The following is a 20945-nucleotide window of genomic DNA, read 5'->3' on the forward strand; positions in this document are numbered from 1 at the left end:
CCCTCGCGCTGAGTGCTTGGTGGTCCCGCGGGTTGCGGGGTCCTCCTGGGACGCTGGGTATCGACGGTTCACAGACCCGAGCCCTGAATCAGGCGCGCTGGACGGCCCGATCGCTACGGACAGGCTGACTCCTTGACTTGAAGCGTATCGGCTCGATGCGTGTCATTGAGCGGTGAAGATGCAGTTCGACAGAGTCCCGAGGGGTTGCTCTGCCATGACAGTCTCTGATCTCCACCATATGCGCCAGTAGACTCCGGTTGGTCTATGCCAGATCCGTAGCGAGTGTATTGCAATACTATTTGGGACTGCTGCACGGATAGATGACACCTGAGCTGCCTAGTCTTCGGGCTGGGCTGGAAGGATGTTCACCGTGACCAAGCCCTATCCCCAGGAGTTCCGCGACGACGTGGTCCGGGTCGCTCGAAACCGTGAGCCGGGTGTCGGACTGGACCAGATCGCCAAGGACTTCGGGATCCACTTCACCACGCTTTATTCGTGGATGAAGAAGGCCGAGGAGGAGGATGGTGAACGGCCCGGTGGTGCCGCGGTTGCCTCGGCCGAGCTACGCGAGGCCAAGAGGCGGATCCGGTTGTTGGAGCAGGAGAACGAGGTTCTGCGCCGTGCGGCGGCCTACCTGTCCCAGGCCAACCTGCCGGGAAAATGATGTACCCGCTCGTCCGTGAGCTCGCCGGTGACGGGATCCCCGTCACGGTGACGTGCCGGGTGCTCAACCTCGCTCGCCAGCCCTACTACCGGTGGCTGACCAACCCGGTCACCGACACCGAGCTGGCGGCCGCCTACCGCGCCAACGCCCTGTTCGACGCCCACGTCGACGATCCCGAGTTCGGGTACCGGTACCTGGCCGACGAGGCCCGCGACGCCGGCCAGGGCATGTGCGCGCGGACCGCGTGGCGGCTGTGCTCAGCCAACGGCTGGTGGAGCGCGTTCGGGAAGAAGCGCGGCAAGAACGGTAAGAAGCCCGGGCCACCGGTCCACGAGGACCTGGTGCAGCGCGACTTCACCGCGCAGGCCCCCAACCAGCTGTGGCTGGCCGACATCACCGAGCACCGCACAGGCGAGGGCAAGCTCTACCTGTGCGCCATCAAGGACGCCTACTCCAACCGGATCGTGGGCTACTCCATCGACTCCCGGATGAAATCCAGGATCGCTGTTGCCGCGCTCAACAGCGCCGTCGCACGGCGTGGTGAGGTGGTCGGCTGCGTGGTTCACACCGATCGAGGGTCGCAATTTCGTAGCCGGAAGTTCGTGCGTGCGCTGAACGGTCACGGCATGGTCGGATCCATGGGCAAGGTCGGTGCGGCCGGTGACAACGCGGCCATGGAGTCCTTCTTCGCCCTGCTGCAGAAGAACGTTCTGGATCGCCGCACCTGGACCACTCGCCAGGAGCTACGGATCGCGATCGTCACCTGGATCGAGCGCACCTACCACCGCCGCCGACGCCAGGACGCTCTGGGCCGGTTGACCCCCATCGAGTACGAGACCATCATGACCACACCAGCCACCCTGGCTGCGTGACTAACCACTGTCACCTATCCGTGCAGCAGTCCCTTTCTTGGCGCGTGCAACGACACACGCACGAAGGTAGTCGGAGCCGCGACCCCGTAGTGCGGAAGCGTCGTTAGGAGCCGTTGCGGAAGTCTGAGGCGATCGGTGTAATGGGGGCCGGCGACGCCTAGTCTGCGCAGCCGTCAAGGATCGTCGACGTTAGGCTTGGCAGTAAACGGGTGGTTGGGAATGCGACGTGTAGTCGTGGCGGAAGCCGCCGGCCTCGAGCGGTGCTCGGGCGATGTAGTTGGTGAGGTTGCGAAAGCCGAGGCTGAGCCGCCAAGATGCTCGAGTCGACCGTTGACGATTACCTGGAGCGTGGGTGGGTGTGGGCCGCGTCGTTGATGGAGTTGTATGTCGGCGACATGTTACCGGCGCAGAAGTCAGGTGCTGTTTCGGTGTACGCCGAGGAACTGGAAGAGCCGTCCCCGCTGGGCTCGGCTCTCTCCCACTCGGGGCGTCTTGATCTCGTTTGCGCAGGTTGGCCATGAACTCGTCGCGAGAGGCTTGTGACTGCGCTGAGAGATCGGTAGTCGGGGCGCAAAGGTGGGGTTCTGGCGGAGCTTGCTGATGGTCTCGCGTAGCTCGGGGTCGCGGTACGGCAGCGCTCGGGAGACGCCAGCGGCCTGGGTGACGGCGGTGTAGGTGATGGGGGTGCCGTCGCGGTGGAGGCGGCGTAGCGCCTCGGGGCACGGGTGTTCTAGGCGCGCGGCGCCGGGTGGCGGAGGTGAGGTGCTCGCTGGTGGCCCCCCGGGTTTCAACGGTTTCCAAGGCGGTGATGGTCTGGTCGAGGTGGTCGGCGACCTTGCGGTGGTTGTCGGCCAAGCGGACGTTGCCGCGCCCCTTGACCAGGTCGATGAGTTCGCGGGTGTCGTCGCGCTGGCGGCGGTGGATGGGCAAGAAGGTTGGGGTGGTCTGAAGTCGGGCAGGTCAGGCAGGTATTCAGGTGGGGGCACTCCTGCTGCGGCGGGCGGCGCAGTACTCGTTGGGCAGGGTGGCCTGAACGCGGGCGAGGTTGTGCTGGATCCACTCGGCCTCGGCCGGGTGCGTCGGGGGCGAAGGGAACGTTGTGGACCTCTATGTCGACGCGGCGTTGCTGGTAGCCGTCGAAGGCGGCCGGAACGGTGGCGTCGTGGATGGTCGCGTAGCGCGCGGTCATCTGCGGAGAGGCGTGCCGGAGCATCTTCTGCACCACGTGCTGGGGCACACCGGCGTTGATCAGCCGGGTGCCCGGGGTGTGCCGCTATTGGTGCGCGGTGACGCGCGCGGGCCAACCGGTCTCGTCGTGCAGGCCAATGTCGTGCTCCCATTCAACCAGGCGCCCTCGAGGGTGCCTCCTCTGAACGGCCGGGTCCCGTCGGGGTTGGCGACCGGTGAGGGAAACGGCAGGTGAAGCCGCCGCCGGGCCACCGATCGTGCATGTGGTCCTGCCGGGCGCGGATCGCCTCGACAGCTCGCTGCGAAGCGGCACGAGCTGCTCGGTGGACATCTTGGTGTAGTACTTCAGGCACGGCCAGCCGGCGCTGTCGACGATGATGGGGTTGAACTCCAGATGCAGCTCCCGAGCGCGCAGCCCGGCCTCCTGGAGAACCACGAGCAGGTGCACTGTGGTCTGATCAGGCAGCTGGGCGAGGTTGTCGGGGTCTTCGAGGTGGCCCATGACAAACTCGGGGATGAAGCGGGGCAGGGGCCTGGACCGGGGGCGGCGGGTCGTCGAGGAAGAACGCGGCCTCAGCCGCAGGCCCAACCGGGTATGATGACGTCGTTTGCCCATCGCCTGCACCTCAGGACCCACGTGAAACTATCTGACTACTTACACATCGTCCAGCGCAGTTGGCGTCTGGTCGCAACTACTACTCTTGTTGCTCTCCTGCTGGGGGCAACGCTGACTGCTCTTACGACGCGCCAATACCGTGCCGAGGCGGAGTTGTTCGTCTCGACTGCTGGAGGAGACACTGTGACTGACCTAGTGCAAGGTGGGTCTTTCACGCAGCGTCAGGTGGCTACGTACGCGGACATTGTGACCACGCCGATAGTGCTTGATCCAGTGATCGAACAACTGGGACTGGACACTTCATCGAGGGCCTTGGCAAGCCAGGTCAGCGCTACTGTCCCACCTAATACAGTGCTGATCCAGATCACCGTTACCGATGCTAACCCCGGCGCTGCAGCGAATCTCGCAAACGCCGTGGCTGGACAATTCGCGGATACTATACAGGATCTTGAGCGAACTGGAACGGGGGAAAGTCCAGTAAGCGCCAGCATCGTCAGGCCGGCTACTGCCTCGAATGACCCGGCAAGCCCTAATGTAGTTCAGAACCTATCGCTATCTTTGACGCTGGGCCTGTTGCTTGGGCTGGGCTTATCCGCATTGCGTCACGTTATCGACACCCGCGTACGCGGGGAGGAGGATGTCCGCCGCGTCAGCGACGCGCCTACGCTGGGCGCTGTTCACTATGACAAAGATGCTGCAAAGCACCCTTTGGTGGTGCATCTGGACCCACACAGCAGTCGGTCAGAGGCATTCCGAGCGTTGCGCACCAACCTGCTCTATCTTGACCCAGATCACCAGCCCCGTACCCTCCTCGTAACTTCAACAATCCCGGGTGAAGGCAAGAGCACCTCGACAGCCAACCTGGCCCTGACGTTGGCAGCCACCGGTTCCACTGTATGCCTCATCGAGGGGGACCTGCGTCGGCCTCGGTTGCTTGAGTACATGGGTCTGGTCAGTTCCGTGGGCCTGACCGATGTGCTGGTCGGCAGGGCAGAGCTAGAGGATGTTCTACAGGACTTCGGCGATGGCCTGAGGGTCTTAGGATGTGGCCCTATCCCGCCCAACCCCAGCGAGTTGCTTGGCTCAGACGCTATGAGGCGGCTCCTAGATCGCTTGAGCGGCAAGTTCGACTACGTCGTTATCGACGCCCCTCCTCTGCTTGCGGTCACTGACGCGGCTGTTCTTTCCACGCTTGTGGACGGCACCATCGTCGTGGTGGGTACCGGCTTGGTACGGCGCGAGCAGTTAGAACGCGCTCTGGGCCACCTGAATCGGGTGGAGAGTAGGGTGCTCGGAACAGTCCTGAACCGAGTCCCAATTAAGGGCCCTGATGCTTACAGCTACTCCTACGAGGCGTACGCGCCCCAGCTCCCGGGCGCTCCGAAGGGTCAGCGCAAGCACGTTGGCCGCGCCAAGTTCCGCAGCGGAAGCGACTGACCTGTGGCCCTTTCCGGTCGCTCGCAGAACGGCCTGCTGAGTACTCTCGCTGTTCTTGCGGTAGGCGCGTCGGGTTATGCCGTTTGGGTGGTCAGCCAGCCTCACCCCTCGCTAAAGGATGGTGGTGGCCCGCCACCCGTTGTGACCGCGCCGCCGGTGGTGGCCCATGGCGAAGACGATGTGGCGGTCACGACCTCGCCCTTGGAGGGAGCCGATGACGAGCAGGTCACTGAATCGGCATCACCGGTGGAGGAGGACATGACAGGGCCTGAGCCGGTGGCACTCACGACGCAGGACTGGCTGGACGCGCTGGCCGGGAACGGTGTTTCTCTGCAGGTCATCGGTGACGGCTACAGCAACATGGACTGGCAATGGCTGCAGCAGTGGGCCGGGATCCTCGCCCAGCAGCGGCCCGTCGGCATTCGCCACTGGGGCGAAGCCGAGGACATGACCTACAACCTGCCTATCGTCTTGTCCGGCGGTGACGGGCCTGCACTGACGGTCTGGAGCGCGAGCCGGACTGAGAGCACGATCGCGGATGCGCGGGAACGCCTGGACCGCTTCCAGGGCGAGGCCAACGATCCAAACGCCGTGCTCATCAGCCTGGGCCAGGCCAGCGAAGGCGAGGACGTAGCCGCCGAGATGGACGCCCTGCTGGACGAGCTCCCCGACGTCCCGGTCCTGTTGACCATCGCTCCTGAGGGGCTTTACAGCCCGGGGGTCGGGGACGACCTCTCGAGCTGGGCTGAGGAGAACTCCGCGCGGGTGGCGCTCATCGACCTCCGGGACACGGGCATCATCGACCCCTCCGCCGAAGAGTGGGCTCTCACCTTCCACACCACGCTGACGGACAGTGCGGAGCAGGAAGGCTGACCCGGGCGGCTGATCACGGCTGACTATCCTGGGGCCATGGCCTCTATCCTCACCGTCTGCACCGGCAACGTCTGCCGGTCCCCCCTCATCGAGCGGCTGCTGCAGCGGCGCCTGGACGAGGCCTACGGGCCCGGGGTGGTGCAAGTGCACTCCGCAGGGACAGGCGCGTTGGTCGACGCGGCGATGGACGAGCAGTCGGCGCGCATTCTGACTGACCTCGGTGGCGACCACGCCGGTTTCCTCTCCCGCTGGCTGGAGCCGCAGATGGTCGCCGACGCTGACCTGATCCTGACGGCGACCAGGGAGCACCGGCATACCGCCATGCAGCACGCCCCGCGTGCGCTACGCCGCAGCTTCACCGTCCGTGAGCTGGCGCACCTAGTGCAGGGCCTCGACCCCGTGGAACTACCCACCGACCCCCAAGGTCGGATCGAAGCCGTGACGAGGTGTGCCGCAGCGAACCGCGGGAACGTGGCTGGGCTGGACCCGGCGGAGCTGGACATCGTCGACCCGTACCGCCAACCCGCCGAGGCCTACGAAGAGATGCGCCGGCAGCTCGTGCCGGCGATCGATGCGATCACGCGCGTACTAACTCCATGACGGCACCGAAGCCGAGCGTCATGGTTGTTCACGGGCCCCGACCTTAGGCGCTGTCTACGGGAGCCGGCCTGAGGCGATCAAACTAGCGCCGGTCATTAAGGCACTGGAGGCCAGCCCCGGCCTCGATTCAGTCACGGTCGTCACCGGGCAGCCTCGGGAGATGCTGGACCAGGTCAACGGGATCTTCGGCATCGTGCCCGACCACGACCTTGACGTCTTCGCTCATGGTCAGGGCCTCAACACGCTCATGGTGAAGGTCCTCGACCGGATTGATCCCATCCTGGAGCGGGAAGCGCCCGACGCGCTGCTCGTGCAGGGTGACACCTCCACGGGTCCCCCTTGCCGGAGGAGGCCAACCGCAAGATCACCACCCAGGTCACCACCCTGCACCTGGCCCCCACCCCCACCTCCAAGGCCAACCTGCTGCGCGAGGCGCTACCGGAGAGCACCATCGCGGTGACGGGGAACACCGTCATCGACGCGCTCCTACGCGCCGTCGACCAGGACACCTCAATCTCGGACCAGCGGCTCGCGCAGACGGTGGCCGCGGGTGGGCGGATTCTCCTGGTGACCAGCCACAGCCGGGAGAACTGGGGCGGGGGCCATGGAGGGTGTCGGCAGGGCTCTTCGACGGCTCGCGGCAGCATACCCCGACCTGACGGTCGTCCTGCCCGCCCACCGCAACCCGATCGTGCGCGAGGCCCGTTTTGCCGGCCCTGGAGGGCCTGGCCAACGTCATCGTGACCGAGCCACTGGCCTACGGCGAGTTCACCCGCGTCATGGCCGCTGCCACGGTCGTCCTCACAGACTCCGGCGGGGTCCAGGAGGAGGCTCCCTCGCTGGGCAAGCCGGTGCTGGTGATGCGGGAGAACACCGAGCGTCCGGAGGCCGTGGAGGCCGGGACGGTGCGGCTCATTGGAACGACGAGGACCGGATCGTCCGGGAGGTCTCGACCCTCCTCGATGACCCGGAGGCCTACGAGGCCATGGCCAACGCCGTCAACCCCTACGGGGACGGCCGGGCGGCCGAGCGTAGCGTCGCCGCCGTTGAGGCCCTCCTGCTGGGTGGCGAGCGGCTGCCGGGGCAACCTGGCCACACCCCTCGCCGTCAACTACTTCCGGGTGACGCCGCGGGTGTCAATGACCCGGTGCCCCTCGGGCACCTGGGTGGCGAGGTTGCGGAACTCCCTGTGGTCGACCAGCAGCACCGTGAGGGTGGCCTGCTCCACCGCCTCGGCATAGGTGCTGACCAGGGTGACGTGCTCGTGGCCGGCCAGGCTGGCGGGGAGGGCCGCGATGTTGGGCTCCACCACCAGCAGCCGGGTCTGCGGGAGCCGGGTGGCCAGCTGCTCGGCAATGTGCAGGGCCGGGGACTCGCGCAGGTCGTCGATGTCGGGCTTGAAGGCCAGTCCCAGGACGGCTACGGCGTCGGTCGGCTCGGACTGGACGTGCTCGAGGACCTGGTTGATCACATACTCCGGCTTGGCGTCGTTGACCTCTCGCGCCGTGCGGATCAGCCGGGCCTGCTCGGGGGCGGCGGAGACGATGAACCATGGGTCGACCGCGATGCAGTGTCCCCCGACGCCTGGGCCGGGCTGAAGGATGTTGACCCGGGGGTGCTTGTTGGCTAGCTCGATGAGCTCGAAGACGTCGATGCCGAGACGCTCGGCGATGATCGACAGCTCGTTGGCGAAGGCGATGTTGACGTCGCGGAACGAGTTCTCGGTGAGCTTGGCCATCTCCGCGGTGATGGCGTCGGTGAGGAAGATCTCGCCCTGGCAGAAGGTGGCGTAGAGCTCCTTGGCCCGGGCGGCGGCGCGGTCGGTGAGGCCGCCGACGATCCGGTCGTTCTCCACCAGCTCGATCATCACCCGGCCGGGCAGCACCCGCTCGGGGCAGTGGGCCACGTCGATGTTGGCCTCGGAGCCTGCGTCGTTGGTGGTCAGCTCGGGCCGGGCTGCAGTGATGCGGTCGGCCAAGTGCTGGGTGGTGCCGGGTGGGGAGGTGGACTCCAGGATGATCAGCTCACCGCCCTGCAGGTGGGGGATGAGGCCGTCGGCCGCGGCATCGATGTAGGACAGGTCCGCGTGGTGGCCGTCCTTGAAGGGCGTGGGCACGGCGATGATGTAGATGTCCGCCTGCGGGGTCTCCGCCTGCGCGCTCAGGTGGCCCTGGCTGACGGCGCCGGCGACGTGGGTGCCGAGATCGGGCTCGACGAACGGAACCTGCCCCCGATTGACCGCCTCCACGTGCCTGGGGTTGACATCAACCCCGGTCACCTGGTGTTGGTGGCTGGCCAGGATGGCCGCCGTGGGCAGACCGATGTAGCCCAGACCGATAACCGCGACGCGCTGCGACATGACACCTACTAGCTCGGGACCGGAGACGCCACGACTATAGCGGGCACCGGCTCAGGGGCCCACGCGATGGGCCACTCAGCCCGCAACCCTTGCTAGTCACTCCCCACATCCCCAGCATCCTTGAGGTGGGCCGTGAACTTCTCCTGTTCGTGGTCCGGCAGGTCGCGCGCGGACCGTGTCCTTCAGCAATGGGGTGATGGCTGGGGAGTCGACCCCGACCTGCTGGGCGGTCGCTTGGGGCCGAAGGGGTCGTTGTAGGGGGCACGGCGTAGCCCACCGGGTTCTTGTACGGCACCAGCAGCATCTTGGGGATCTTCATCCTCGGGATTACCACCTACGCGCTGTGCTGTCCATCGCCTGGAACGTAAAGGGACTGTCTAACAGATAGCTGTCATTCAGCAACGACGCCTTCGAGCGACGGGATTGGCTCGAACGCCCGCGGCCAGTCCTCCTCCACCCCCAACAGAGACCGATCAGGGGTCCTCCAGTCGTTGACCATCACGGCGTGGTAGTAGTTGACGGTCCCGACTGGAAGAAGCAGAAGGTCATTTCGCGAGCCTTCTCCGAAACCCTTGCGGCCAATCTTCCCGCTCGGCTAACGTCCGCTCGTGGCCACGCAGGGAGTCTGGGGCAGATGGAGCCCGAGTCAGCGATGGAGCATCGCAATCGTCGCGCTGCTCGTCGTCGTAAACGGGCTGATCCTCTTCGGCCTCTTGCGCTCCGGAACCGACCCCGCCCCCAATGCGGTTGCTGACCCCGCGCCGGCCACGGCGACCGGCGAGGACACGGCCGACGAGTCAGCTGCCCCCACAGTTGACGCCCCCGACGACAGCACCTCCACCGCTACGGCTACCGCCGCCGCGCCCACGAATGACGCGCAGGACTGTGTCTCCATCACGGTCTGGACCGCCCCGCACCTCGAGCCCGCGGTGCAGGCCGCCGCCGAGCGGGTGACCGACGGCTGCTTCCGCTACGCGGTGGCCCCGCACGCCGACGCATCGGCCCAGGCCGCGCTGCGCGGCGGTGAAAGGCCAGACGTGTGGATCCCCGGCTCGGCCGCCTGGCCGGGGCTCGTCGCGCAGGACGGGGTCCAGCTGCAGGTCGGTGAGACCATCGCCTCGTCCCCGGTCCTGCTCGCCGGGGCGCCACCAGTGATCAGCGCCTTGGAACAGATGGGCATCGGACCGGAGACCAGCTGGGCACAGGTCGTGCAGCAGGTCCAGGAGAGCAGAGCGGCCGGGGAGCAGGCACCCTTCGAGATGCGCATCGGTGACCCGCGGTCCGACGCGGCGACGATGTCCCTGCTGTCGACCACGGGGAGCCAGACCGGCGGCTGGACCGAGCAGGACAGCCCGCAGCGGGGGATGCTAGTGCTGCTGGCGCACACGTCGATCCCGGACGACCCGTTGACGGCGCTCGTGGCCGACCCGACCACGGTGGTCCCGGCCACCGAGCGTCAGCTGGGTGCTGCCCAGGAAGCCGGCCGCGAGGTGGCGGGACTGGCCCTGGCGGACGGGCTCGGTCAGGTGCAGATCCCGTTCGTCCGGGTGGGCGACGGCTCGGAGGAGGGCGTCGACGCGCTGGAGGAGCAGCTCACATCGTCGGACGCGGCCGCGGACCTGCAGGAGCTGTGGCTGCGGCCTGGCACCTCAGGGCCGGCACCTGAGGTGGAAGGGGTGCCCGACGACGTCCCGGCCACCGCTACCGAGGTCGACCCAGCGACCGTGCCGCTGACGGCCCAGACGTGGGCGGCCATCTCCCGGCAGTCGCGCATCCTGACAGCCATTGACATCTCGCTGTCGATGACCGAGGAAGTCGGTGACACCACCCGGGTGGACCTGACCCGCGAGGCGGCCCAGGCGGCCCTGCAGACCATTCCCCCACGGACCGCGGTCGGGGTCTGGTACTTCGCCACCGCACTTGAGGGCACGCAGGACTGGACCGAGGTCGCCCCGCTGCGGCCGCTGGGCGAGCGGGTCGACGGCGGCACGCAGCGGGAGCTGCTGATGTCCGTGACCGACGAGCTCGGGGTGGACACGCTCACCGGCGACACTGGACTCCACGACACGCTGTGGGCGGCCTACCAGAAGATGCAGGAGGAGTGGACGCCCGAGGCGGTGAGCTCCGTGCTGCTCCTCACCGACGGCAAGAACAACGACACCACCGGGGGCCTGACCGCGGACGAGGTCGTCGAGCTGCTGTCCGCGGCGCACGCAGCCGGGGACCGCCCGGTCACCGTCGTCCTGATCGGGATGGGGCCGGAGGTGAACGAAGCCGCCCTGGACCGGTTGGCGTCCGCAGCCGGTGGTGTGTCCATCGTGCTGCGCGACCCGCGTGACCTGCCTCAGGTCTTCGTCGAGGTCGTTGCCCAGCGCACCAGCAGCGCGACGCCGTAGCCCGTGATTCCGACCGCGCCGGAGGCGATGACGTCACTTACCCGGTGATGGGGAAGGGCCACCATGAGGTAGCCCATCACTGTCGCCGCGACCACCCCTGCCAGGAGCACGGGGAGGCGGAGCGACTGCGGGGCCAGGACCAGGAGCGCCACGACCACGGCGATCACGGCCGCGGTGTGCCCGCTCGGCAAGGTGTTCGGCAGCGGCCACGAGACAGCCAGCTCCGGGCGGGGTAGCACCGCCTTGAGCACCTGCGGGGTGATCAAGCACACTGCCACGCCGGCGCTCGCGGCCAGCGCCGCACGCCACCCGCGGGTGAATAGTCCAGCGACGACCACCAGGGCCACGACAGAGACCATCGTCATCGGCCCGATCAGGTGCACCACTTCAAGGAGAAGGGGAGCGACATCTTCGCCGGCTCGGACCCTCGCAGTGAGCGCGTCGTCCACCCGCTGCCCCGTGGTCGTCCAGACCGCGGCCAGGTAGATGCCCAGCAGCCCGAGGACGCCGCTGACGACATACCCCCACCCGATCCGCACCGGGTGCCCTACCTGGACGGGGAACCCACCCGTTCCGCGATCATGGCCCCGATGGGCAGCGCGGAGGTGGCGGCCGGGGAGGGTGCGTTGAGGACGTGCACCATCCGGTCTGTGTTGATGACCAGGAAGTCCTCGACCATGCTGCCGTCCGCACGGATCGCCTGCGCCCGGATGCCAGCCTCTTCCGGGCCGAGATCGTCCAGGGTCAGGCTGGGGCAGTACTTGCGCACCAGGGCCAGGTAACCCGGGCGGTAGAGCGAGTTCCACTGCTCGACCAGACCGCTGCGCACATGCCCCTTCACGAAGCGCCAGAAGCCCGGGAAGCGCACGATGTCGGCGGCGTCCTGCGGGTTGACCGACAGCTTGGGATAACCCTCACGCGACAGGCCCAGCACGGCGTTGGGTCCGACGGTGATGCCGCCGTCCATCATCAGGGTCAGGTGCACGCCCAGGAAGGGCAGCGCAGGGTCCGGCACGGGGTAGATCAGCGTGCTCACGATGCCGTTGCGCGAGGGAGGGAGCCGGTAGTACTCCCCCCGGAAGGGGACTATCCGCACATCGCTGTCGATGCCGGCCAGCCGGGCGAGCCGGTCGGCCTGGATGCCGGCGCACACCACCAGCGTGCGACCGTAGACCGGGCCGTCGGGCTCACCCCCTGGGCTGGCGACGTCGATCCGCACCTCGCTGAGAGACTCGGTGATGGCGGTGACCCGCGTGCCCAGTTGGACCTGCCCACCCAGCCGCGCGATCTCCCGGGCCATCGCCTGACAGACTTGCGTGTAGTCCACGATCCCGGTGCCGGGCGACCAGAGGGCGCCGACGCCGGTGATGTGCGGCTCACGACGATGCAGCTCGGCGGCGTCCACCCGCTCCAGCGCCAGACCGTTGGCGGTGGCTCGCTCGTAGAGCGCGTCCATGCGGGCCAGCTCAGCGTCGTCGGTGGCCACGATCAGCTTGCCGACGGTGCGGTACGGCACGTCATGCTCGTCGCAGAACTCCTGCGTGGCCCGGGCGCCCGCGGTGCACAGCCGCGCCTTGAGCGAACCAGGCGTGTAGTAGACGCCGGCGTGGATCACTCCGCTGTTGTGCCCCGTCTGGTGCCGGCCCAGCGACTGCTCCTTCTCCACGACCAGCACGTCGAGCCCGGGCCGCTGCTGCAGCAGCGTCATGGCCGTCGAGAGCCCGACGATGCCACCGCCGATCACCACGACGTCGTGCGCCGACGCGACGCTCACCGAGACGCCTGCTCGAAGAGCGCGTCCACCTCGGCGCGCAGCCGGTCGGCGAGCCTGCCCTCCGGGACGGTCACGTCCGCATACCCGATCACCTCGTCCTGGGCGACGTCGCGCGTCAGGACGCACCCCTCCGCCAGGCCGACCGGCAGCAGCCGCTCCTGCTGCACGGTGCTGGCCCGCTCGCACTCGCCGTAGTAGGTGTAGCCACCCAGCGCGTCCAGGGTCTCCCCCGCCTTCAGGTCCCGCTTGGCCACGGTCACGACGTCGACGTGCGGCGGACCCGGCAGCGGCTTGATCGTCGCGTCCCCGAGCAGGGCAGCGCGCGCGACGGTGTTCGGCACCTCGAAGTGGCACAGGTGGTATGGGGTGTAGAAGCTGTACAGCGGCCCCTCCCCCAGCTTGTAGAGGTTGAGGTAGTGCCGCTGCGCCGGGTCGTCGTGCTCGGCGAGGACGTAGACCCCGGGCCCGGGCTGGGCGCCGACGACGTAGTCGACCGCGCCGCCGAGCTCGCGCAGCTCATCCACGTCATACATCTGGGTCAGCTCGTCCACATGACCACGGTGGTCGCGCTGCAGCAGACCGCGACGGTGGACGGAGAAGCCCGCCGCGTTGGCGACCAGCGCCTGCTCCACCGACACCTTGGTGCCGTCGGCGAAGCTGGTCACCATGTGCGGGTCCTGGCCCCACTTGCGGGCAAACCCCTCCTGGGTGGTGGGGGTGCGGTAGGGGTCCTGCAGGCCCTTGATGTTGCCGGCCACCAGGGGGCGCAGACCTAGCCCGCGGACGAACCGGATGAGGTTCATCTGCACGCCGGGCTGGTCGCCGTCGCATCCCGTGTAGACCAGCCCGGCCGCCTCGAACCGGGGGTTCAGGGCGGCGCCGATGGTCGCGTCGACCTCGGCGTTCAGCAGGACCAGGTGCTTGCCGCCCTCGAGCGTCGCGAGCGCCAGGTGCGCGCCAAACTCCACGGCACCGGTGCAGTCCACGACCACGTCCACCGAGTCGGCCCGGGTGAGCGCCTCGATGCTGGTGGTGATCCCGACGTTGCCTGCCGCGACTGCCTCGTCGACCTGCCGCGGCTCGTCGGCCCGCACCAGCTGGTCCTCGCGGAGGCCGGCCTTGGCCAGGGAGGCGAGCGCCTGCTCCGGGCGGCGCGCGTAGACCGCGGCGATCTCCATCCCCGGGACGGTGTTGACGATGTGGTTCATCAGCCCGGTCGCCATGAAGCCGGAGCCGGCGAGGCCGACCCGCACCGGAGCGCCCTCATCCGCGCGGCGGGCGAGCAGAGTGTCGGTGATGATCACGCGATCGGCTTCCCGTCCCAGTCGGGCCAGCTGCGGTCCTTCTCCGAGATGACCGTCACCTCGTGCGGCCACTGCAGGCCGAAGGCCGGGTCGTCGTAGCGCTGGCCACGCTCCCCCTCGGGGGCGTAAGGGCCGGAGACCTGGTAAAGGACCTCGGTGTCGTCGCCGAGGGTCTGATAACCGTGCGCGACATAGGGCGGGACCCACAGAGCGCGCCGGTTGTCGGCGCTCAACTCGACCATGGCCTGCCTGCCGAAGGTGGGGCTGTCCTCCCGAAGATCCAGGGCCACGTCGATGATCGCCCCGCGGATGCAACGCACCAGCTTGCCCTCGGCGTGGGGCGGGATCTGGCGATGCATGCCGCGGAGTGTGCCTGCCTTGTGGTTGAACGAGAGGTTGGCCTGCACGACCTGGGTGTCCAGGCCGTGGGCGGCGAACTCGTCGGTGCAGAAGGCGCGGGCGAAGAAGCCGCGGTGGTCTGCACGCTGCTCCAGCTCGACGATCATGCAGCCGTCGACCTCGGTGGGAATGAACTTCATACTGCCGGTTCCTTCCAGAACAGTGAGCCGTCCACCTGACCGGTGTCGAGGAGGTGCTGGATCTGCTTGAGCCTAGTGTGCCCACGACCGTAGAAGGTCTCGCGGTCCAGGTCGATGAGCTCGAAGACCTGGTGCAGCTGGCGGGCGCCGCGGGCCAGGTCCCAGTCGCAGGAGAAGCCCAGCTCGTCGTGGATCTTGTCGAAGTTGACCCGGTAGGACCGGTTGTCCTGCCCGGGGGGCCCGAAGGTCAACGCACAGTCTGGAAACTCCGCCGCGACCGTCTCGGCGATCTGCCGGACGGTGTAGTTGTTGTCGTTGGACCCGACGTTGAAGACGCCGTCGTGCACAGTGTCGACGTCCGCGGTCAGCACGGTCCGGATCGCCTTGGCGATGTCCAGGGCGTGGACCATGGGCCGCCATGGGGTGCCGTCCGAGGTCATTGCGATGTTCTTCTCCACCCACGCCAGCCCGCACAGGTTGTTGAGCACGATGTCGAAGCGCTGCCGCGGGGAGGCGCCGAAGGCCGTCGCGTTGCGCAGCGACGTGGGGTGGAAGTGGTCGTCGGCCAGCTCGTGCAGGTCGTTCTCGGTGAGGGCCTTGCACTCGGCGTAGGCCGTCTGCGGGTCGATCGGGGACGTCTCGTCGACCCAGCCGTCAGCCACGCCATAGACCGAGCAGCTGCTCATGTAGACGAACCGGGAGACACCGGCTTCCTTGGCCGTCTGCGCCACGTGCGCCGAGCCTCTGTGGTTGATGTCGAAGGTGATGGGCCCCACGAGGTCTCCGGTGGGGTCGTTCGACAGCTCTGCCATGGCCACCACCGCGTCGACACCTTCCAGGTCGTCCGGGGTGAGGTCGCGCATGTCCTTGTCCAGGGTGAACGGGGTGCTGGGGACCCCGTTGTAGAGCCAGCCGTTTCGGTAGAAACCGGTGTCGAGGCCGATCACCTCATGCCCGTCAGCCCGGAGGGCCGGTGCCAGCAGGCATCCCAGGTAGCCGTCTGTCCCGGTGACCAGGATCTTCATACTCACCACACCTTCCAGGGCGCCTTGCCAGACGCCCAGAGTCCTTCGAGCAGGTTCTTGTCACGCAGGGTGTCCATCGGCTGCCAGAAGCCGGTGTGCTTGTAGGCACTCAACTGTCCCGCCTGCGCGATGGCTCGGAGGGGCCCCTGCTCCCAGACCGTGTCATCGCCGTCGATGAAGTCGATGACCCCAGGCTCCAGGACGAAATAACCGCCGTTGATCCAGGCGCCATCGCCGTCTGGCTTCTCCTGAAACTGGCTGACCTCGGTCTCGTCGGCGCCCAGAACGAGCGCGCCGAACCGGCCCGGTGGCTGCACCGCGAGCATGGTGGCGAGCATCCCGGCCTCGCGGTGGAAGGCAATCTCCGCGGTGAGGTCGACGTCGCAGACCCCGTCACCGTAGGTCAAGCAGAAGGTCTCCTGCCCAATGTGGTCACGGACCCTGGCCAGCCGACCTCCGGTCATGGTCTCAGCACCGGTGTCCACCAGGGTGACCCGCCACGGCTCCATGTGGGGGGTGTGCACCGTGATCTCATCCTTGGCCAGGTCAATGGTCAGGTCGGACATCCGGCGCCGGTAGTTGACGAACCAGTCCTTGATGACGGTCCCCTTGTAACCGCAGCACACGATGAAGTCCTCGATGCCGTGCGCGGCATACGTCTTCATGATGTGCCAGAGGATCGGGAGGCCGCCGATCTCCACCATGGGTTTGGGCCTGAGTGCGGTCTCTTCGCTGAGACGCGTGCCTAACCCGCCGGCCAGTATTACTGCTTTCATGCGCCATCCTTGCGCTCGGGAGCACCCCGCTCCCCGGGGGTGCTGTCACGTGTGCGGAGCATAGCGCGCCATGGACTCCTGCGGCGGATCCCCGCAGAATTCCGGCGGTTGCCGGGAGCGCCCCGCACGTGGTAGTTGCTGGAAGCGCCTCGCACATGGATGATGGGCGAGGCGCCGTCCAGCACGCGGATCGCCGCTCAGTGTCTGCGAGACGATCGTAATGAAGGAATAGCCATGGCCCGCCGCAAAGCCCTGCTCGTGGCCGAGAGCGGCGGTCACCTCGACCAGCTCGTCCGGATCGCGCCGCGTCTTCGACCACAGTTCGACTCCCTGATCTTCGTCACCTCGGAGACTGACCAATCTAGAAGCCTTCTCGCGGGACACGACGTCCGTTTCGTCCCTCGGGTCCCACCCCGTGCTGGGCGCTCGGCAGCCCGTGCACTGTTCCCAGCGGTACGACTCATGCGAGGCGAACGGGTCACGGACGTCATCTCCACCGGCTCCGCGGTTGCCGTTCCGTTCTTGCTGGGTGCGCGGCTGTCCGGGTTGGAGGCGCACTACATCGAAAGCGCCGCCCGGACCGATGGCCCCAGCCTCACCGGCCGCATCGTCCGACGCTTCCCGAGGGTGCGTCTCTACACGCAGTACTCTCGCTGGGCTGACGAGGTGTGGTCCTACCGTGGGTCGGTCTTCGACGGTTTTACTGCTCGCCCATCGGGCCGGGAGCAGGCGCCACCTAGACGCGTCGTGGTGACCTTGGGAACGTTGAATCAGTACCCCTTCGACCGCGCCGTTCAGGCGGTCCGTCGGGTGCTGGAGCAACTCGGGGAGACGAATGTCGATGTGTTGTGGCAGATCGGTATGGCGCAGGCGGAAGCTCTGCCGGGAGAGGTCTGTTCGACGGTTTCCGCCGAGCGGTTGCGGGTCGCGATCGCGCAGGCGGACCTGGTGATCGCTCATGCAGGCACGGGGTCTGCCCTGCAGATCCTCGACGCGGGCCGCGTCCCACTGTTCCTCCCCCGGTCCAGCGCCAAGGGCGAGCATGTCGACGACCACCAGTTGCTCATCGCCGACGAGCTGAGCGCACGAGGACTGGCCGTGACGGCCGACCCCGACGACCTCCGCCCGGAGCATGTGTGGGAGGCACTCTCCCGGCGCGTCGAGCGCGGCTCTGCCGCTGAGTTCACACTGAAAACCGGAGAAAGTTGAGGGTCGCCTAATGTCTCGCGTTTCGGTCATCGTGCCTACCTACCGACGCCCACACTTCCTCGTCAACGCTCTCGCCTCACTGAAATCTCAGAGCATGACGGACTTCGAGGTGCTGGTCTGCGACAACGGCGCGGAGGCGGCCACCGAGGACGTGGTGCGTTCCTTGGACGACGAGAGGTTTCGCTACATCCCTCGTCCCCAGAACGTGGGAATGCTGCGAAACGCCCTGCTCGGATTCGCCGACGCCCGGTCGCCGTTGGTGATGAAGCTGGACGACGACGACGCCCTGATGCCCGATGCACTCGAACGCCTGACCCGGCCTTTCGATCAAGAGCCCGAGATCAGGCTGAGCTTCGGCGGCGTTCAACTTGTGGATGAAAACGACGCTCCCCTGCAGGAGCGGACGCAGTGGTTGGATCGCACCAGCGGCCGTGCGTTCTTCCAGGAGGGGCGTCTGACCGGGGCCACCGGCATCGTGGCTCGTGGGGGCGTCCAGCTCGCCGGCGCAGTGGTGCGGGCCGACCTGGTCGACTGGGCATCGGTCCCTGCCGAGGTGGGGACCGCCTACGACTTCCATCTTGCCCTAACTGCAGCAGAGAATGATCGGCCGCTGTGGTTCACCAAGGCTCCGGTGGTGCGTTACCGGCTTCACCCGGACGCCGACACGAACACCCACTCCGCGGCGCAGGCGAGGGCCACCGTCTTCGTGCTGGAGCAGGCGCTCGGGTCCGGGCGCCACCAAGACACGTCTGCACTGCAACGCCGCCTGGGGCAGGCCACCTTGGCTGCGGGCCGAGCCCTGCTGCACGACGGAGACTTCCGGTCGGCCAGGCCCTTCCTGCACCGATCCTTCCGGTTGCAGCCAGGCCTGACCGCGGCTCGGCTCGCGGTGACGTCTCATCTGCCGTCGGCATTGCTGCGCCGACTCGTGTCGGCCCGACAGTCAAATTTACCGGCGGCGTAACAGGAGCCCGGCCACGGCGGCACCTGCTGCGACGAGCAGGCCGACCAGCACTGCCGCCCAAGGGATCGCCGCCTCCTGCTCTTCTGCTTCGGAGGTCGTCTCCGGTGGTGCAGCTGCAGTCGTCTCCGGTGAAGCAGCTGCAGTCGTGGGGCTGACGTCCTCACCCGCCGATGTGACCTCGTCCCGATCCGCGTCAGGGTCTGACTCGGGGTCCACGGCTATCGGCTCCTCCGGAGGCCACGGCAGATCCTGGCCGTAGTCGACCGGCAGCGCGACCAGCTGATCCAGGGGGAACGGGTCCTCGCCCCTCGCCGGGTCACCGGCCATCTCCTCGACGCTGTACCGGCCCCGGAAAATCTCCTCATAACGGACGTCGAGGAGGCCTGAGGCGTGCTCCCCGGCAAACGCCAGGGCACCGGAGGTGTCGGTGATGATGATGCCGTAGTCCTGAGCCGCTTGGGCGACGGTCCGTGCCGAGGGCGAGAGGTTGAGCGAGTCCAGGTCGAAATCTGCCGGCAGCCGCAGCATCTGTCCCATGGCGAGCTCGGTCCCGTCCTCCCGCCCGTCGGTCCGCACCGCCGGCCACGAGATGACGCCCCTCTTCACCTTCGGGATACCCAGTCCGACGACGTGGTTGATGGAACCGTCCAGCAGCTCTTGCTGCCGAATCGTGTACCCCCACATGGCCAACCCACCCGCCGCGGCGCCATAGGGCACCGGGAACGAACCCTGCGACCGGCTCGCGTCCTCGATCATCCCGCCCCAACACGCCTCCCAGGCGCCGTCCGGCGCCTGCCGCGCCTGCCACAGCTCCACGAGCTGACCGGTGTCGACGTTGTAGATGGAGACATTGCCGTCAGTGGTGTCGTCCGGCTCGAACGCAGCAGGCAGGTGCACACCCCGCAGCATCCCGGCGAGCTCCGCATCCCAGCCGGGATCCTTGTTCTGGCAGTTCCAGGGCCGGATGTCGTGCTGGACGTCTGTGGTGCTGGCCGCGAAGAGCGGCGCTGTCCAGTGATACACGTTGATCGTCAGGCTGGGACTGTCCGGCTGACCATAGTTGTCGATTCCCTGCTGATACAGGCTGGACACCAGTATCTCGGAGTCGTCGGCTACGGGAGTGTCGTCAGGCAGCTCGCGGTAGAAGGGTGAGTCGTCGGAAAAGACTCCCTCGACCGAGGTGTCGGAGCGGTCGATGGAGTCGGCCGGCCGGGACAGTGCCGGCAGGGCGGCGCCGGAGATGCTGACCAGAGCCAGCGCGGTGGCGGCGGCCAGGACCGGGCGGGGTGCACGGCAATGGCTCATGCGTAGTAGCGGTCGAAGGCCTGCAGCTGCTCGCTCACCGCACTCCTGCTAGCCGGAGGGGTCCATGGCCCCTGCAGGATGCGGTCCAGCTTGCCCCGGAATCCTGCATAGCTCTCCCGCACCGTCCCGTCCGCGGCCGGATAGGTCACCGGCGCCTGAGCATCGTGCAGGCCCTCGGCCAGCTCGGACAGGGAAGGTAGCCCGTAGTCGAACTCCTCGCGGGCGAAGATGTCGACGAAGAGGCGGATAAGGAGCAGCCGGAACTGGTCGTCCACGAATCCCCCACGCGCACGCTGGAAGTGCCGGTAGGTCGAGATGACGTAGTTGAAGTGGACAACATCATCGCTGCGGACCACCTCCCGGCGGGCCGGGTCGGACACGGCTTGCGGGTGTAGGCAGGTGTCGAAGGTGTGCTTCTCCCCGTCGTACTCCCCGTCGTGCCCTATGTGCATGCTGGGCGGGAAGGAGCGCAGCCAGTCGGTGCGCGCGATCATCTCCCAGGTGGCCGCCAGGTGCACTCCCCGCTCGGCGAACCACCCGTCCCACACCGGGTCCACCCCCAGCACGTCCAGGTCCTCCCGGTCTGCCAGGGCCACCCGTTCGTCCAGCAGGTCAGGAGACAGCAGGAACAGGTCCGCGTCGTGCAGCACGATGTACCTCGCCCGGGTGCGGGAAACTCCCGTCAACAGCTGCACGCCATGGTTGCGGGCAGGGTTGCGCATCCGGGGCAGCAGCACGCGCTCGGGATAAGGCAGCCGAAGGAGCTCCAGGGGGCCGGCCCAGTCGGCTTGGTGGCGAGCGACCACCGCATCCATCGCGGGGGTGACGACGTCCGGTATGACGAGCGTCTCCACCCGGCCTCGGGCACCCTGGGTGCCCAGCACCTGCAGGGCCAACTCGAGGAAGACCGGAAGGTCACCGGGCACCGGCACCAGCAGGGTATAACCCGGCCGTTGCTCCGGGCGGGACCCCCACTGATCGAACCGACTGGTCCAGTAGCGGCGTAGGACGGACATATTGAAACTCCCGGATTGGTGGGTGAGG

The 20945-nt window shown here is 67.4% G+C and carries 17 protein-coding genes and 2 pseudogenes; 8 read left to right on the plus strand and 11 right to left on the minus strand.

What is annotated here, in order from left to right; all coding sequences use genetic code 11:
* Positions 1-370 precede the first annotated feature (370 nt).
* A protein-coding gene (locus tag FY030_RS14565; protein ID WP_420371864.1) for an IS3 family transposase occupies positions 371-1536 on the plus strand; the annotation gives its coding sequence in 2 pieces (ribosomal slippage) (positions 371-655 and positions 658-1536; 1164 coding nt in all).
* Between the two features lie 787 nt (positions 1537-2323).
* Here the strand turns inward: FY030_RS14565 and FY030_RS17385 are convergent.
* Both FY030_RS17385 and FY030_RS16460 read right to left on the minus strand, forming a co-directional pair.
* Positions 2324-2797, minus strand: a pseudogene (locus FY030_RS17385) (tyrosine-type recombinase/integrase); the annotation flags it as partial.
* Between the two features lie 12 nt (positions 2798-2809).
* On the minus strand, positions 2810-3340 hold the full coding sequence (locus FY030_RS16460) for a hypothetical protein (protein ID WP_192498632.1): 531 nt from the start codon (positions 3338-3340) through the stop codon (positions 2810-2812).
* Between FY030_RS16460 and FY030_RS14580 the strand changes: the two genes are divergently transcribed.
* The 4 genes and pseudogenes from FY030_RS14580 to wecB all read left to right on the plus strand — a co-directional run.
* The gene (locus FY030_RS14580) at positions 3323-4777 is read left to right on the plus strand and encodes a tyrosine-protein kinase domain-containing protein (RefSeq protein WP_192498633.1); all 1455 of its coding nucleotides are present in this window, start codon (positions 3323-3325) and stop codon (positions 4775-4777) included. The genes FY030_RS16460 and FY030_RS14580 overlap by 18 nt on opposite strands.
* Before the next feature lie 258 nt (positions 4778-5035).
* Positions 5036-5650 carry a hypothetical protein gene (locus tag FY030_RS14585; RefSeq protein ID WP_158062253.1) on the plus strand — a complete coding sequence of 205 codons (615 nt, stop codon included), beginning with the start codon at positions 5036-5038 and terminating at the stop codon, positions 5648-5650.
* A 36-nt stretch (positions 5651-5686) separates the two neighbouring features.
* The gene (locus FY030_RS14590) at positions 5687-6250 is read left to right on the plus strand and encodes an arsenate reductase/protein-tyrosine-phosphatase family protein (RefSeq protein ID WP_158062254.1); all 564 of its coding nucleotides are present in this window, start codon (positions 5687-5689) and stop codon (positions 6248-6250) included.
* Positions 6251-6326: 76 nt separating this feature from the next.
* Positions 6327-7331 (plus strand): annotated as a pseudogene (gene wecB / locus FY030_RS14595) (non-hydrolyzing UDP-N-acetylglucosamine 2-epimerase); the annotation flags it as partial.
* 30 nt (positions 7332-7361) lie between these two features.
* Here wecB and wecC read toward each other — a convergent pair.
* Positions 7362-8609 carry a UDP-N-acetyl-D-mannosamine dehydrogenase gene (gene wecC / locus FY030_RS14600; RefSeq protein WP_158062255.1) on the minus strand — a complete coding sequence of 416 codons (1248 nt, stop codon included), beginning with the start codon at positions 8607-8609 and terminating at the stop codon, positions 7362-7364.
* 608 nt (positions 8610-9217) lie between these two features.
* On the opposite strand from wecC, the gene FY030_RS14605 reads away from it, so the two are divergent.
* A complete protein-coding gene (locus tag FY030_RS14605; RefSeq protein ID WP_158062256.1) occupies positions 9218-11005 on the plus strand; it encodes a VWA domain-containing protein in 1788 nt (595 codons plus the stop codon).
* Here FY030_RS14605 and FY030_RS14610 read toward each other — a convergent pair.
* Genes FY030_RS14610 through rfbF form a run of 6 tightly spaced genes read right to left on the minus strand, consistent with a single transcriptional unit; the run spans position 10954 to position 16423 of the window.
* Positions 10954-11544 carry a phosphatase PAP2 family protein gene (locus tag FY030_RS14610; RefSeq protein WP_158062257.1) on the minus strand — a complete coding sequence of 197 codons (591 nt, stop codon included), beginning with the start codon at positions 11542-11544 and terminating at the stop codon, positions 10954-10956. The genes FY030_RS14605 and FY030_RS14610 overlap by 52 nt on opposite strands.
* Before the next feature lie 8 nt (positions 11545-11552).
* Positions 11553-12779 carry an L-2-hydroxyglutarate oxidase gene (gene lhgO, locus FY030_RS14615; RefSeq protein WP_158062258.1) on the minus strand — a complete coding sequence of 409 codons (1227 nt, stop codon included), beginning with the start codon at positions 12777-12779 and terminating at the stop codon, positions 11553-11555.
* On the minus strand, positions 12776-14083 hold the full coding sequence (locus FY030_RS14620; protein ID WP_158062259.1) for an NAD(P)H-dependent oxidoreductase: 1308 nt from the start codon (positions 14081-14083) through the stop codon (positions 12776-12778). Before FY030_RS14620 ends, lhgO begins: the two co-directional genes overlap by 4 nt.
* Positions 14080-14622: a dTDP-4-dehydrorhamnose 3,5-epimerase gene (gene rfbC / locus FY030_RS14625; RefSeq protein ID WP_158062260.1), complete on the minus strand. Its 543-nt coding sequence runs from the start codon at positions 14620-14622 to the stop codon at positions 14080-14082. The genes FY030_RS14620 and rfbC overlap by 4 nt, the downstream gene beginning before the upstream one ends.
* Complete coding sequence (locus tag FY030_RS14630) at positions 14619-15647, minus strand: NAD-dependent epimerase/dehydratase family protein (protein WP_158062261.1); 1029 nt, start codon at positions 15645-15647, stop codon at positions 14619-14621. Before FY030_RS14630 ends, rfbC begins: the two co-directional genes overlap by 4 nt.
* Before the next feature lie 2 nt (positions 15648-15649).
* On the minus strand, positions 15650-16423 hold the full coding sequence (rfbF, locus tag FY030_RS14635) for a glucose-1-phosphate cytidylyltransferase (protein ID WP_158062262.1): 774 nt from the start codon (positions 16421-16423) through the stop codon (positions 15650-15652).
* Positions 16424-16657: 234 nt separating this feature from the next.
* Between rfbF and FY030_RS14640 the strand changes: the two genes are divergently transcribed.
* Together FY030_RS14640 and FY030_RS14645 are read left to right on the plus strand one after the other, a co-directional pair.
* Complete coding sequence (locus FY030_RS14640; RefSeq protein ID WP_192498634.1) at positions 16658-17632, plus strand: glycosyltransferase; 975 nt, start codon at positions 16658-16660, stop codon at positions 17630-17632.
* A gap of 10 nt (positions 17633-17642) precedes the next feature.
* Complete coding sequence (locus FY030_RS14645) at positions 17643-18596, plus strand: glycosyltransferase family 2 protein (protein ID WP_158062264.1); 954 nt, start codon at positions 17643-17645, stop codon at positions 18594-18596.
* Here FY030_RS14645 and FY030_RS14650 read toward each other — a convergent pair.
* Entirely contained in the window at positions 18582-19901 is a 1320-nt protein-coding gene (locus tag FY030_RS14650; protein WP_158062265.1) for a hypothetical protein, read from the minus strand. The genes FY030_RS14645 and FY030_RS14650 overlap by 15 nt on opposite strands.
* Positions 19898-20917 (minus strand): glycosyltransferase family 2 protein, encoded by a 1020-nt coding sequence (locus FY030_RS14655; protein WP_158062266.1) that lies wholly within the window; start codon positions 20915-20917, stop codon positions 19898-19900. The genes FY030_RS14650 and FY030_RS14655 overlap by 4 nt, the downstream gene beginning before the upstream one ends.
* Positions 20918-20945: the final 28 nt, after the last annotated feature.

The organism is Ornithinimicrobium pratense (genome assembly GCF_008843165.1).
In the GTDB taxonomy this organism is placed as follows: Bacteria; Actinomycetota; Actinomycetes; order Actinomycetales; family Dermatophilaceae; genus Ornithinicoccus; species Ornithinicoccus pratensis.